We start from the raw sequence: 12754 nt of genomic DNA on the forward strand, positions 1-12754 counted from the left end.
GTGGTGTTCGAAAACCGAGAGCCGTCAGCGCGGACTGTTCTAGACTCTTTTTATTATGACCGACCTCTGAGAAAGGCACGAAAACATGGCAAACCAAGCAACCGGACTGACCCGCATCATCAAGGCCGCCGGCTATTCTTATAAAGGGCTATCCGCCGCCTGGCAGCACGAAGCGGCTTTCCGCCAGGAACTGGTGGTCACCCTTCTGGCTATCATACTGGCTGTCTGGCTGGATGTGGGTGCGATAGCGCGCATTTTATTGATCGGATCGGTAGCGCTGGTGATGATCGTCGAGATCCTGAACAGCGCGATCGAGGCGGTGGTGGATCGCATCGGCAGCGAACATCACGAGCTGTCCGGGCGGGCCAAGGACATGGGATCGGCGGCGGTGTCGCTGGCGATCGTGCTGGCGCTGTTCGTTTGGGGCACGGTCTTATGGCAGCATTTCGGCTGACGAAAAGCGCCTACTGACTGATTTTTATTTATTCTTCGGTTCCCAATCCGCGCTTACCTGTATATACTCACAGCAAGACTGTATAAACAAACAGGGGGCGGAATGAAAGCACTAACTACCAGACAGCAAGAGGTCTACGATCTGATTCGCGAGCACATTTCGCAAACGGGCATGCCGCCAACGCGTGCCGAGATCGCGATGCGTCTGGGGTTCCGTTCGCCTAACGCCGCCGAAGAGCATCTGAAGGCGCTGGCACGCAAAGGCGTGATCGAAATCGTCTCCGGTGCCTCGCGCGGTATCCGTCTGCTGATGGAAGAAGAAGAAGGGCTGCCGCTGATCGGCCGCGTCGCCGCCGGCGAGCCGCTGCTGGCGCAGCAGCACATCGAAGGGCACTACCAGGTGGATCCTTCCCTGTTTAAACCGAGCGCCGATTTCCTGCTGCGGGTGAACGGCATGTCAATGCGCGACATTGGCATTCTGGACGGCGATCTGCTGGCGGTGCACAAAACGCAAGACGTGCGCAACGGCCAGGTCGTGGTCGCGCGGATCGAAGACGAAGTGACGGTCAAGCGCTTGAAAAAGCACGGCAACGTGGTTGAACTGCTGCCGGAGAACAACGAATTCCAACCGATCGTGGTCGATCTGCGTCAGCAGAATTTCACTATCGAAGGGCTGGCGGTCGGCGTGATCCGCAACGGCGACTGGATTTAATCGCCGCGCCATCACCGCCGCTCCCTGTATCAATCGCCCCTGTTTTGGGGCGTTTTTGTTTCTGACTTCGCCCTTTGTCACTCAGTCACAGGAACATCCCATCATGCGCCTGATTTCCGCTTTCACCAGCGACACCGATAAAGCCCTGTGGCGCCTCGCCCTGCCGATGATCTTCTCCAATATTACCGTGCCGCTGCTCGGGCTGGTGGACACCGCGGTGATCGGCCACCTCGACAGCCCCATTTATCTGGGGGGCGTGGCGATCGGGGCGGTGGCGACCAGCTTCCTGTTCATGCTGCTGCTGTTCCTGCGCATGAGCACTACCGGCCTGGCGGCGCAAGCGCTGGGGGCGCAGAACCCCCAGGCGCTGGCGCGCGCCTTTATGCAACCGCTGCTGCTGGCGCTGTTGGCCGGGGTGGCGATCGTCCTGCTGCGCTATCCGCTGATCGAACTGGCGCTGCGGATCGTCGGCGGCGATGCCGACGTGCTGGAACAGGCGCGGCGTTTTCTTGAGATCCGCTGGTTAAGCGCCCCGGCGGCGCTGGCCAACCTGGTGCTGCTGGGCTGGCTGCTTGGCGTACAGTACGTGCGGGCGCCGGTGATCCTGCTGATCGTCGGCAACCTGCTGAACATCGTGCTGGATATCTGGCTGGTGATGGGCCTGGGCTGGAACGTGCGGGGGGCGGCGGCGGCAACCGCCATCGCCGAATACGCTACGCTGCTGCTCGGCCTGTGGTTGGCGTGGCGGGTGATGCGCCTGCGCGGTATTACCCTGCAGATGCTGCGCCAGGCCTGGCGTGGCGATCTGCGTCGCCTGCTGGCGCTCAACCGCGACATCATGCTGCGTTCACTGTTGCTGCAACTGTGCTTTGCGTCGTTGACCATTTTCGGCGCTCGCCTGGGAAGCGAGGTGGTGGCGGTCAATGCGGTATTGATGAATCTGCTGACGTTCACCGCCTATGCGCTCGACGGTTTCGCTTATGCGGTGGAGGCTCATTCGGGCCACGCCTATGGCGCCCGGGACGACAGCCAACTGCGCAAAGTGTGGCACGCGGCCTGCAGGCAGGCAGGGCTGGTCGCGTTGGCCTTCGGCCTGGCGTATGCCGTTACCGGCCAGCAGATCGTGGCAGCCTTGACCTCTTTGCCGGAACTGCGTGCGTTGGCCGCCCATTATTTACCCTGGCAGGTCATTCTGCCGCTGGTTGGGGTGTGGTGCTATTTGCTGGACGGCATGTTTATCGGCGCCACGCGCGGCGCCGAGATGCGCAACAGCATGGCGGTGGCCGCGGCGGGATATGGTATTGCGCTGTTCAGCGTGCCGCTGCTTGGCAACCACGGGCTTTGGCTGGCGCTGGCGGTGTTTCTGGCGCTGCGCGGCCTGGCATTGGGCTGGATTTGGCACCGTCACCAGGTGCACGGCAGCTGGTTTACTGCCCATTAAACCGGACGTCTTGTTGGGTTAATGGTTAGTTTTTCTTATGGTTTTGATCATGTTTGCTTACATGTTTTCAGCCTTGGTCTGTTCGCGTTAGTTCGTTGTTTGTTAGCGTTTTTTGTTTTTATCTTGTTTGTTAATGGTTTTTTATCCTGTGTTTTGGCTTTTTTATTTCCATGTTTAACTAGAATGAATCATGTGGCTGGTAAATGAAGGGGAGCGGTGCTTCTTAAGGTGAAGGGAGCATCAGCCAGAAAAACTTCTGGTTAACCCCGGCCGGCGACAGGGATCACTGATTCACCACAGGTTAACGGAGAGACTATGAATAAAGATCAAGCCGACGGTAACTGGAAGCAGCTGAAAGGCAAAGTGAAAGAGAAATGGGGCAAGCTGACCGATGACGATCTGACGGTCATCGAAGGGAAACGCGAACAGCTGGTCGGCAAAATTCAGGAGCGCTACGGTTACCAGAAAGAGGCGGCCGAAAAAGAGGTGAAGGCCTGGGAAGATCACACCAAACACCGCTGGTAACACGCAGGGCCGCCACTGACGGCGGCCGGCAACAGCGCAGGCCGGCGTCGCTCCATCCTATGGCGCCCCGGCCGCAGGTACAGGGAAGTACCTGACTTCGTCTTACTTCTTCTTGATGGCGATGCTGTGATCGTGTTCGGCGCAGTCATGCTTGCTGTCACAAGCTTCAACTTCAACGCAACCGGCGCACAGGCCGTGCGCTTCCACCACGCTGTGCCGCAGCGCAAATCCGGCTTCCTGCGCCAGCTTCTGCAGCGTCTCCTCCACGCCTTCGGTGGTGCGTTCGGTCACCTGGCCGCAGCGATCGCAGATAAACAGCGCGGACGTATGCATCGGCTGTTCGAAGTGGTGGCACAGCACGTAGCTGTTGGCGGACTCCACCCTATGGATAAACCCTTGCTCCAGCAGAAAATCCAGCGCGCGGTAGACCGTCGGCGGCTTGGCCTGCGGTTCGGCGACGCGCAGCAGATCGAGCAGGTCATAAGCGCTGATTGCACCGGGTTGCTGAGTCATCAGACGCAGCACTTCCAGCCGTTGCGGCGTCAATCGCACATTGCGTTGCTGGCAGAGGCGTTCCGCCTGCGCCAGCAGCTTTTCCTGGGTGGTTGAGTTCATCGCAAATATCCCGGTACGTAAAAAAGCCGATTTTACCATGATTACGGCGAATCGCCGAGAGTTGCCCCCTTTTCCCCTGAGGATAGCGCAGAGAAAGGCGCGCTGAGTGCGCTAAAAGAGAGATGCATCACAACTTTTCCCCTCCGCCGGGCGGTAGATCAACGTTGCCGGTTTTAGCGCTGGAGAGCAGCGGGCGAGAGCGGTATAACGCCTTTCACCCGCGTGATGAGCAGGAGCCCTGTGTGATGACGGAAAGAGAGAAGCTGTTAAGCGGCCTGGAATACAACAGCCGCGATGAAGAACTGATCGCCCTGTACCATCGGGCGAGGGCGTTGACCAAAAGCCTGGGGGCGCTGGACTCGCATCAGGCGGACGAGAAAAATCGCCTGCTCGGCGAGCTGTTCGGCAACTGGGGTGAGGCGAGCTGGATCGAAACGCCATTCTGGTGCGACTACGGGCAGCATGTCCGCATCGGTAAAAACTGTTTTATCAACGTCAATGCGGTGTTCCTCGACTGCAACACCATCACCATCGGCGACAACACGCTGATCGGCCCCAACGTACAAATCTACACGCCGAGTCATCCGCTGAAGGCCGGTGAACGCTTTACCGGTGACCCGGCTTTTCCTTTCCGCACCTCGGCGCAGCCGGTGTCTATCGGCAGCAACGTGTGGATCGGCGGCAACGTGGTGATCCTGCCGGGAGTGACCATCGGCGACGGCACGACCATCGGCGCGGGCAGCATCGTCACCGGCGACATTCCGGCCAATGTGCTGGCGCTGGGGCAGCCGTACCGGGTTATTCGCGCGTTGGAATAGGCCGCTTAACACGAATTGGCGGCCAGCGGTTTATCGGCGAGTGCGGGGCAAGGGCGGATGAGGGGTCTTCTTACGGTGCGAATCGTCGTTTGGCAACTGGCGGTCATCGGCCAAGGCCAGGCGTGCGGCCGCCAGGCGGCTCATGACGGTGCCGATTGGCACCGCCAGCACTTTCGCCGCTTCCCGGTAGGACAGCCCTTCGACATACACCAGAAACAGCGCGTTGCGCTGGGCCGCCGGCAACCGGCTTACGCGCCGCATCACTTCATTGAGCCAGACCGGCTGTTCACCGTTGTCCGCATCGCCAAGCTCTTCCGCCGCCATGCAGCCTTGCCCCTGACGACGATGCTGGGCGCGAACTTCATTGAGCCAAATAGAGTGCAAGATGGAGAACAACCAGCGATCCAGGTGTGAACCGGGGGTGAATTGCGCGGCGCGTTCCAGCGCACGCACGCAGGTTGCCTGCACCAGGTCGTCGGCGACATCCCGCCGGTGCGAAAGCACCAGCGCATAGCGCCACAGGCGGGAGAGATAGTGGCCGAGTTCATCGCGTATCGCATCGCCGCTGATAGTCACCTCCGCAGGCGCGTCGGATCAAGATTCCGGTTGGTGATCGATGGCTGCCGCCAAATCTCGGTACTCCTCGCACCCGGTGCCGCACAGCGACTGGATCACCTGCAGCTGTTGGCGCGCCAGGTCGGGCCGCCCTTTCAGCATATAGGCTTCCCCAAGGTACTCGCGCACTTTGGGGTATTTCGGATCGAGGGCCACTGATTTTAAATAATAGCCGATACCCTCATCGGTGCGGCCCAGTTTGCGCGTGGCGTAGCCGCGATAATTCAGTGCGACGGCGGTGTTGGGATTTTGCAGCGTGTTGAGCATATCGATCGCTTCCTGATAGCGGCCGCTTTTCGCCAGTGCATAGGCATAGTTAGTGCGGTCGGCGTCGTCGACTTTGCTGCCTTTATCCACCGTGCAGGTCTGGGTTTTACTGTCGTAAACCTGGCCTTTCGGACAGATCGGCGGGGTTTGGCCGCTGCCGTCGCCGCCCATCGCCAGCGCCGCGCCGGAAAACAGCAGGCAGCCGGCAATGGCCGATGCCAGCAGGCGTTTAATGAAGCTGTTCATGGTTATGTCCTCAAGGCAGAGGCGCCGTGCGCGCCCGTAATGAGATAACACCTGAACGAGTGAATTTATTCGCCTTACTCCCGCTTATTTACGCCACCGGCAAGGCGGTTTTCCCAACGGCGTCGATTGTCGTTATAATAGCCGTTTGCGGCCGCGCGCCGTTCGTTGAACCCAGACAGACTCAGGTAGCCAGTAACTCAGCATGACGAAAGACAACCACGCCCCAACCTACGCCGCCAATCGCTTCTCCATCGCGCCAATGCTCGACTGGACCGATCGTCATTGCCGTTACTTCCACCGCCTGCTGACCAAGGAAACGCTGTTGTACACCGAAATGGTGACCACCGGCGCGATCATCCACGGCAAGGGCGACTATCTGGCCTATAGCGAAGAAGAGCATCCGGTGGCGCTGCAGCTGGGCGGCAGCGATCCGGCCGCGCTGGCGCACTGCGCCAAACTGGCGGAGCAGCGCGGTTATGACGAGATTAACCTCAACGTCGGCTGTCCGTCCGATCGGGTGCAAAACGGTATGTTCGGCGCCTGCCTGATGGGGCAGGCGACGCTGGTCGCCGACTGCATCAAGGCGATGCGCGACGTCGTATCGATTCCGGTGACGGTGAAGACCCGCATCGGCATCGACGATCAGGACAGCTACGCTTTCCTGTGCGACTTTATCCAGACCGTCGCCGGGCGTGGCGAGTGCGACATGTTCACCATCCACGCTCGCAAAGCCTGGCTCTCCGGCCTCAGCCCGAAAGAGAACCGCGAAGTGCCGCCGCTGGACTACCCGCGCGTTTATCAGCTGAAGCGGGATTTCCCGGCGCTGACCATCGCCATCAACGGCGGGGTGAAAACGCTGGAAGAGGCGCAACAGCACTTGCAGCATCTGGACGGCGTGATGATGGGGCGCGAGGCGTACCAGAATCCGGGCATCCTGGCGCGGGTCGACAGCGAACTGTTCGGCGTGCAGACCGCAGTGCCGGACAGCGTGGCGATCGTCGAAGCGCTGTATCCGTATATTGAGCGTGAGCTGTCTAACGGCACCTATCTCGGCCACATCACCCGCCACATCCTCGGTCTGTTCCAGGGCGTGCCGGGCGCGCGCCAGTGGCGTCGCCATCTGAGCGAGAACGCCCATAAGCCGGGCGCCGATGCGCGGGTGGTGGAGCAGGCGCTGGCGTTGGTGCGCCAGCCGCGTGTCGAAATGGCGTAGCCGAAAAAATTTGACCAACAGTTAGTCTTTTTCACCAGGCATTCGGCGCACTGCCGGATGCCTTCCCCGTTTTTTCAATAGGTTAGCCCTTCCGCCATTCTGGCACGCTTCTTGTAATTCACTCTGCAGATACGTTGCATTGCAAAGGAGCAATCATGTTGGAAATCTTCTTTCTCATTGGCTTTGTGGTGATGCTGATGGTGACCGGCATCTCGCTGCTGGGGATCTTCGCTGCGCTGTTGGCGGCGGCGGCGTTCATGTTGTTGGGCGGGTTATTCGCGGTGGTCATCAAGCTGCTGCCGTGGCTGATTTTGGCGGTGGTTGGGGTATGGATTTACCGTTCAATGCAGAAACCCCAGGTCAGGCGTTACTGATTTTTTGCTGAATAATCAGTCAGTCGCGATGAAACTTGCATAACTGCCTGCCACGCTAATGCGGCAGCGATCACAGCTTGGCAGTTTTCCTCTGTGATGTGGCACATAAAGCGTGTTTTTTGCCGGACGGGGCTGTTAGGATGTTGGTCGATGCAGTGATGCGACCCATTTCATCACCGTGAGAGACACCTAAAATTCGTGTTGCTAAAGCAACCCCTGTCTCTGGCGGACTCTGCTCTACCCCTACAAAACGCAGTAACAGAAAGGGCTCCGCAAGGAGCCCTTTTCTTTGGCTGCTATCAGGGGATCAGCAGGCTGGAACCGCTGGTGCTGCGGCTTTCCAGCACCTGGTGCGCACGCTGGGCGTCGGCCAGCGCGAATTTCTGCTCGTCTCTCACCTCCACCCGAATGGCGCCGCTGCCGATCAGCGAGAACAGCTCATTGCTGGCGTACTGCAGCTCGGCGCGGTTGGTGATGTAACCGTTGAGGGAAGGGCGGGTGACGTACAGCGAGCCCTTCTGATTCAGCAGCGCCAGATCGACTCCCGTCACCGGGCCGGAGGCGTTGCCGAAGCTGACCATCAGGCCGCGCCGCTTCAGGCTGTTGAGCGAGGCCTGCCAGGTGCTTTGCCCCACCGAATCGTACACCACGCCAACCTTCTCGCCGTGCGTCAGCTCGGCCACCCGCTGGGCGATATCCTCTTTGTGGTAGTTGATAGTGGCCCAGGCGCCGGCCTGTTTCGCCAGCGCGGCCTTCTCGTCGGAGCCGACGCTGCCGATCAGGCGCGCGCCCAGCGCTTTGGCCCATTGGCAGGCGATCAGCCCGACGCCGCCGGCGGCGGCATGGAACAGGAACACTTCACCCGGTTGCACGTCGTGGGTCTGGCGCAGCAGGTAATGCACCGTCAGCCCTTTCAGGAAAGAAGCGGCGCCCTGCTCAAAGCTGAGGTTGTGCGGCAGCAGCGCCACTTTTTCTTCCGGCACATTGTGGACTTCGCTGTAGGCGCCGAGCGACGACTGCGCATACACCACCCGGTCGCCCGGTTTGATCGCGCTGACCCCGGCGCCAACCTTGACCACCACGCCGGCTGCCTCGGTGCCGAGGCCGCTCGGCAGGCTGGCCGGCGCGTACAGCCCACTGCGCACATAGGTGTCGATGTAGTTGATGCCGATCGCTTTGTTCTCGATCTGCACTTCGCCGGCGGCGGGGTCGAGCGGTGTAAAATCAACGTATTGCAAGACTTCCGGCCCGCCGGTGGCGGAAAACTGAATGCGCTTGGCCATATCGTTACCTCGTTTGAGTGTCTGATTTCACCCTATTCTTTTTAGTATCGGAGATCCAGTTCACCCGTGCGGGATTCAATACCTTTTTTGCATCGGTTATGACGCAAAAATCACGTATACTCTCGCGTCAAGATCCTTCATTCGCAACCGGATAAAGACTACGTTTCATGGCAGGAAAAAAACCAACCAACAAAACAAACGCGGACGAAACCAGAGAGCGTTCCAGAGATCGTCAGATGGAAGGGCTGAAGATGCCGCCGCACTCGCTGGAGGCCGAGCAGTCGGTGTTGGGCGGTTTGATGCTGGATAACGAGCGTTGGGACAACGTGGCGGAGCGCGTGGTCGCCAACGACTTCTTCAGCCGCCCGCATCGCCTGATCTTTACCGAGATGCAGCGTCTGCTGGAGATGAGCAAGCCTATCGACCTCATCACCCTGTCCGAATCGCTGGAGCAGAAGGGCGAGCTGGACTCGGTCGGCGGCTTTGCCTACCTGGCCGAGCTGTCGAAAAACACCCCGAGCGCCGCCAACATCGGCGCCTACGCCGACATCGTGCGCGAGCGCGCGGTGGTGCGCGAGATGATCTCGGTGGCTAACGAGATCGCCGACGCCGGCTACGATCCGCAGGGGCGCAGCAGCGAAGACCTGCTCGATCTGGCGGAATCCCGCGTATTCCAAATCGCCGAGAACCGCGCCAGCAAAGACGAGGGCCCGAAGGGCATCGAACGCATCCTGGAAGACACCGTCTCGCGCATTGAACAGCTGTATCAGCAGCCGCACGATGGCGTGACCGGGGTCGATACCGGCTATCAGGACCTCAACAAGAAAACCGCGGGCATGCAAAAGTCCGATCTGATCATCGTCGCCGCCCGTCCTTCGATGGGGAAAACCACCTTCGCCATGAACCTGTGCGAGAACGCAGCGATGACCCAGGAAAAACCGGTGCTGATCTTCAGCCTGGAGATGCCCGGCGAGCAGATCATGATGCGTATGCTGGCGTCGCTGTCGCGCGTGGATCAGACGCGCATCCGTACCGGCCAGCTTGACGACGAGGATTGGGCGCGCATTTCCAGCACCATGGGCATCCTGCTGGAGAAGCGCAACATGTACATCGACGACTCCTCCGGCCTGACGCCGACCGAAGTGCGCTCGCGCGCGCGGCGCATTTTCCGCGAGCACGACGGGCTTAGCCTGATCATGATCGACTACCTGCAGCTGATGCGCGTGCCGGCCCTGTCCGACAACCGTACGCTGGAGATCGCCGAGATTTCGCGCTCGCTGAAGGCGCTGGCGAAAGAGCTGCAGGTGCCGGTGGTGGCGCTGTCGCAGCTGAACCGCAGCCTGGAGCAGCGCGCCGACAAACGCCCGGTCAACTCCGACCTGCGTGAATCCGGCTCTATCGAGCAGGATGCCGACCTGATTATGTTCATCTATCGTGATGAGGTGTATCACGAGAACAGCGATCTGAAAGGGATCGCGGAAATTATTATCGGTAAGCAGCGTAACGGCCCGATCGGCACCGTGCGCCTTACCTTTAACGGCCAGTGGTCGCGTTTCGATAACTACGCGGGGCCACAATACGATGACGAATAATCAGCTAAGGAACTGAAATGAAAGCGGCAACCGCTGTAATCGACCGCCGCGCTCTGCGACATAATCTGCAACAGGTGCGCCGCCAGGCGCCGCAAAGCCGCCTGATTGCCGTTGTGAAAGCAAACGCTTATGGACATGGCCTGCTGGAAACAGCACACACCCTGCAAGACGCCGACTGCTACGGCGTAGCGCGCATCGGCGAGGCGCTGATGCTGCGCTCCGGCGGCATCGTCAAGCCGATCCTGCTGCTGGAAGGCTTCTTCTGTGCCGAAGACCTGCCGGTGCTGGTGGCGAACAACATCGAAACCGCAGTGCACTGCATCGAACAGCTCGAAGCGCTTGAGCAGGCCGAACTGGCGCGCCCGGTGCCGGTGTGGATGAAGCTCGATACCGGCATGCATCGGCTGGGGGTGCGCCCCGAGCAGGCGGAGGCGTTTTATCAGCGTCTGTGCGCCTGCCGCAACGTGGCGCAGCCGGTCAATATCATGAGCCACTTCAGCCGCGCCGATGAGCCGGAGTCCGACGCCACGCTGAAACAGATCGCCTGCTTTGAGCAGTTCGCGCGCGGTAAACCGGGCCAGCGCTCGGTCGCCGCTTCCGGCGGCACGCTGCTGTGGCCGGATGCCCACAACGAGTGGGTGCGCCCCGGCATCATTCTGTACGGCGTGTCGCCGTTGGATAGCGGCAGCGGCGCCGAGCATGGTCTGCAGCCGGCGATGACGCTGAAATCCAGCCTGATCGCGGTGCGCGAGCACCAGGCTGGTGAAGCGGTGGGCTACGGCGGCACCTGGATCAGCCCGCGCGATACTCGCCTTGGCGTGGTGGCGATGGGGTACGGCGACGGCTACCCGCGCAGCGCGCCGACCGGCACGCCGATCCTGATCAACGGCCGCGAAGTGCCGATCGTCGGCCGGGTGTCGATGGACATGATTTCGGTCGATCTCGGGCCGGACGCCGCCGATAAGGTGGGGGATGAAGCGGTGCTGTGGGGGCCGGCGTTGCCGGTCGAGCGCATCGCCGCCTGTACCGGCATCAGCGCTTATGAACTGATCACCAAGCTCACGCAGCGCGTGGCGATGGAATACATCGGCGACTGATGCGCCGCAGGGGCCGACGCGCGTCGGCCCCGTTTCTCAGCGCGTTACTTCTTTACCGCCAACCACTTATCGATAATCTTCTGATACTCGCCGGTCGCCTTGGCCAGGTGCAGCCACTGATCCACATACAGTTTCCAGCTCAGATCGTCACGCGGCAGCATGTAAGCCTTCTCGCCGTACTGCATCGGCTTGGTCGGATTCACCGCGCACAGCTTCGGATAACGCTTCTGCTGATACAGCGCCTCGGAGGCGTCGGTGATCATCACGTCCGCTTTGCGATCCACCAACTGCTGGAAAATGCTCATGTTGTCGTGCGTCAGCGTCAGTTTGGCCTTCGGCAAATAGGCGTGCACGAAGGCTTCATTGGTGCCGCCCGCCGGTTCCAGCAGACGCACCGACGGTTTGTTGATCTGTTCTATCGTGCGGTATTTCTTCACGTCGGTGCAGCGTACCAGCGGGATTTTGCCGTCGGTATCCAGCTTGTCGGCGAAGAACACCTGTTTTTGCCGCTCCAGCGTGACGGAGATGCCGCCCATGGCGATGTCGCACTTGCCGGAGACGAAGTCCGGCGTCAGGGTTTTCCAGCTGGTTTTCACCCACTTCACTTTGGCGCCCAGGCTCTTCGCCAGCGACTCCGCCATGTCGATGTCGATGCCTTCATAGCCGCCGTCTTCCTTGAGGAAGGTATAGGGCTTGTAGTCGCCGGTGGTGCAGACCTCCAGGGTCTTTTGCTGCAGCACTTTGTCCAGGTGGGATTGCGCGCCGGCGCTGCCGGCGGCGAGCAGCAGCGCGAGAGGGAGTAACTTTTTCATCTGGCGTCCTTTTATACATTCGTGGTTTTATGCGTTACTTCGCCGTTAATTGTCGTTTGCCTGCATGAGTTAGCCGTTTTTTATGCCGCTTACCGGCGAAAACGCCGGGCGTTGCTGCTGTACGCGATTTAAGCGCCAGGGTGTGACGTCGGCAACGGTAAAAAAACTGGTAGGCTGTAACGTCAACATTTATTAACACAGTTTACAGGTGGCTATGTACAACATTGACGATTTTGATATGAAAATCCTGACGCTGTTACAGGCCAACGGCCGTCTGACCAATCAGGAGCTGAGCGAGCTGGTGGGGCTCTCCGCCTCCCAATGTTCGCGGCGGCGCATCAGCCTGGAGCAGGCGCAGCTGATCCGCGGTTACCACGCGCGGCTGGCGCCGGAGGCGGTCGGCCTGGGGCTGGTGGGGCTGATCGAAGTCAGCCTGATCACGCACGCGCAGGAGCAGATCGACAGCTTTCATCAGATGCTGGAGGAAGTGGACGCGATCCTGGACGCTTACAAGACCACCGGCGACGCCGATTACCTGCTCAAAGTAGCGGTGGCGGACCTGCCGGCGCTGAGCGAATTCATCAGCCAGACGCTGTCGCCGCACAAAAGCGTGGCGCATATCAAAACGGCGGTGGTGCTCAATCGCATCAAGGAAAACGGTTTATTGCCGGTGGCGAGATAAAGCTAAAAC

At 60.2% G+C, this 12754-nt stretch carries 15 protein-coding genes; 10 read left to right on the plus strand and 5 right to left on the minus strand.

Features of this window, described 5'->3' with window-relative positions:
* Positions 1 to 85: 85 nt before the first annotated feature.
* The 4 genes from L085_RS06180 to L085_RS06195 all read left to right on the plus strand — a co-directional run bounded on the left by L085_RS06180 (position 86) and on the right by L085_RS06195 (position 3131).
* On the plus strand, positions 86 to 454 hold the full coding sequence (locus L085_RS06180; protein ID WP_015379225.1) for a diacylglycerol kinase: 369 nt from the start codon (positions 86 to 88) through the stop codon (positions 452 to 454).
* Between the two features lie 102 nt (positions 455 to 556).
* Positions 557 to 1165: a transcriptional repressor LexA gene (lexA, locus tag L085_RS06185; protein ID WP_004936736.1), complete on the plus strand. Its 609-nt coding sequence runs from the start codon at positions 557 to 559 to the stop codon at positions 1163 to 1165.
* A gap of 103 nt (positions 1166 to 1268) precedes the next feature.
* Positions 1269 to 2606, plus strand: a complete 1338-nt coding sequence (gene dinF, locus L085_RS06190) for an MATE family efflux transporter DinF (protein WP_044030329.1) — start codon at positions 1269 to 1271, stop codon at positions 2604 to 2606.
* 315 nt (positions 2607 to 2921) lie between these two features.
* Positions 2922 to 3131 (plus strand): CsbD family protein, encoded by a 210-nt coding sequence (locus tag L085_RS06195; protein ID WP_004936743.1) that lies wholly within the window; start codon positions 2922 to 2924, stop codon positions 3129 to 3131.
* A 102-nt stretch (positions 3132 to 3233) separates the two neighbouring features.
* Here L085_RS06195 and zur read toward each other — a convergent pair whose 3' ends face one another.
* Positions 3234 to 3746 (minus strand): zinc uptake transcriptional repressor Zur, encoded by a 513-nt coding sequence (gene zur / locus L085_RS06200; RefSeq protein ID WP_015379223.1) that lies wholly within the window; start codon positions 3744 to 3746, stop codon positions 3234 to 3236.
* Positions 3747 to 3991: 245 nt separating this feature from the next.
* Here zur and L085_RS06205 point away from each other — a divergent pair, with 245 nt between their 5' ends.
* Entirely contained in the window at positions 3992 to 4564 is a 573-nt protein-coding gene (locus L085_RS06205) for a sugar O-acetyltransferase (protein WP_044030331.1), read from the plus strand.
* Between the two features lie 30 nt (positions 4565 to 4594).
* On the opposite strand, the gene L085_RS06210 is transcribed toward L085_RS06205, so the two are convergent.
* Together L085_RS06210 and L085_RS06215 are read right to left on the minus strand one after the other, a co-directional pair.
* On the minus strand, positions 4595 to 5140 hold the full coding sequence (locus L085_RS06210; protein ID WP_044030333.1) for an RNA polymerase sigma factor: 546 nt from the start codon (positions 5138 to 5140) through the stop codon (positions 4595 to 4597).
* A gap of 18 nt (positions 5141 to 5158) precedes the next feature.
* Positions 5159 to 5692 carry a tetratricopeptide repeat protein gene (locus tag L085_RS06215; protein WP_044030334.1) on the minus strand — a complete coding sequence of 178 codons (534 nt, stop codon included), beginning with the start codon at positions 5690 to 5692 and terminating at the stop codon, positions 5159 to 5161.
* A gap of 202 nt (positions 5693 to 5894) precedes the next feature.
* On the opposite strand from L085_RS06215, the gene dusA reads away from it, so the two are divergent.
* On the plus strand, positions 5895 to 6905 hold the full coding sequence (dusA, locus tag L085_RS06220) for a tRNA dihydrouridine(20/20a) synthase DusA (protein WP_044030335.1): 1011 nt from the start codon (positions 5895 to 5897) through the stop codon (positions 6903 to 6905).
* A gap of 155 nt (positions 6906 to 7060) precedes the next feature.
* Entirely contained in the window at positions 7061 to 7279 is a 219-nt protein-coding gene (gene pspG / locus L085_RS06225) for an envelope stress response protein PspG (protein ID WP_004936761.1), read from the plus strand.
* Between the two features lie 299 nt (positions 7280 to 7578).
* Here the strand turns inward: pspG and L085_RS06230 are convergent, their stop codons facing one another.
* Positions 7579 to 8562 carry a quinone oxidoreductase gene (locus tag L085_RS06230; protein WP_015379219.1) on the minus strand — a complete coding sequence of 328 codons (984 nt, stop codon included), beginning with the start codon at positions 8560 to 8562 and terminating at the stop codon, positions 7579 to 7581.
* Positions 8563 to 8729: 167 nt separating this feature from the next.
* Here L085_RS06230 and dnaB point away from each other — a divergent pair, with 167 nt between their 5' ends.
* Positions 8730 to 10154 (plus strand): replicative DNA helicase, encoded by a 1425-nt coding sequence (dnaB, locus tag L085_RS06235; RefSeq protein WP_025160134.1) that lies wholly within the window; start codon positions 8730 to 8732, stop codon positions 10152 to 10154.
* A gap of 17 nt (positions 10155 to 10171) precedes the next feature.
* Positions 10172 to 11251, plus strand: a complete 1080-nt coding sequence (gene alr, locus L085_RS06240; RefSeq protein WP_044030337.1) for an alanine racemase — start codon at positions 10172 to 10174, stop codon at positions 11249 to 11251.
* A gap of 44 nt (positions 11252 to 11295) precedes the next feature.
* Here alr and L085_RS06245 read toward each other — a convergent pair whose 3' ends face one another.
* Entirely contained in the window at positions 11296 to 12063 is a 768-nt protein-coding gene (locus L085_RS06245) for a transporter substrate-binding domain-containing protein (RefSeq protein WP_015379217.1), read from the minus strand.
* 214 nt (positions 12064 to 12277) lie between these two features.
* Between L085_RS06245 and L085_RS06250 the strand changes: the two genes are divergently transcribed.
* Complete coding sequence (locus L085_RS06250) at positions 12278 to 12745, plus strand: Lrp/AsnC family transcriptional regulator (RefSeq protein WP_004936775.1); 468 nt, start codon at positions 12278 to 12280, stop codon at positions 12743 to 12745.
* Positions 12746 to 12754 lie beyond the last annotated feature (9 nt).

Source organism: Serratia sp. FS14 (genome assembly GCF_000695995.1).
Lineage (GTDB): Bacteria > Pseudomonadota > Gammaproteobacteria > Enterobacterales > Enterobacteriaceae > Serratia > Serratia nematodiphila.

Excerpts from the sequence above, each read along its gene's own strand:
- L085_RS06180 (WP_015379225.1), top strand. The coding sequence starts at position 86 with ATGGCAAACCAAGCAACCGGACTGACCCGCATCATCAAGGCCGCCGGC.
- lexA (WP_004936736.1), top strand. The coding sequence starts at position 557 with ATGAAAGCACTAACTACCAGACAGCAAGAGGTCTACGATCTGATTCGC.
- dinF (WP_044030329.1), top strand. The coding sequence starts at position 1,269 with ATGCGCCTGATTTCCGCTTTCACCAGCGACACCGATAAAGCCCTGTGG.
- L085_RS06195 (WP_004936743.1), top strand. The coding sequence starts at position 2,922 with ATGAATAAAGATCAAGCCGACGGTAACTGGAAGCAGCTGAAAGGCAAA.
- zur (WP_015379223.1), bottom strand. The coding sequence starts at position 3,746 with ATGAACTCAACCACCCAGGAAAAGCTGCTGGCGCAGGCGGAACGCCTC.
- L085_RS06205 (WP_044030331.1), top strand. The coding sequence starts at position 3,992 with ATGACGGAAAGAGAGAAGCTGTTAAGCGGCCTGGAATACAACAGCCGC.
- L085_RS06215 (WP_044030334.1), bottom strand. The coding sequence starts at position 5,692 with ATGAACAGCTTCATTAAACGCCTGCTGGCATCGGCCATTGCCGGCTGC.
- dusA (WP_044030335.1), top strand. The coding sequence starts at position 5,895 with ATGACGAAAGACAACCACGCCCCAACCTACGCCGCCAATCGCTTCTCC.
- pspG (WP_004936761.1), top strand. The coding sequence starts at position 7,061 with ATGTTGGAAATCTTCTTTCTCATTGGCTTTGTGGTGATGCTGATGGTG.
- L085_RS06230 (WP_015379219.1), bottom strand. The coding sequence starts at position 8,562 with ATGGCCAAGCGCATTCAGTTTTCCGCCACCGGCGGGCCGGAAGTCTTG.
- dnaB (WP_025160134.1), top strand. The coding sequence starts at position 8,730 with ATGGCAGGAAAAAAACCAACCAACAAAACAAACGCGGACGAAACCAGA.
- alr (WP_044030337.1), top strand. The coding sequence starts at position 10,172 with ATGAAAGCGGCAACCGCTGTAATCGACCGCCGCGCTCTGCGACATAAT.
- L085_RS06245 (WP_015379217.1), bottom strand. The coding sequence starts at position 12,063 with ATGAAAAAGTTACTCCCTCTCGCGCTGCTGCTCGCCGCCGGCAGCGCC.
- L085_RS06250 (WP_004936775.1), top strand. The coding sequence starts at position 12,278 with ATGTACAACATTGACGATTTTGATATGAAAATCCTGACGCTGTTACAG.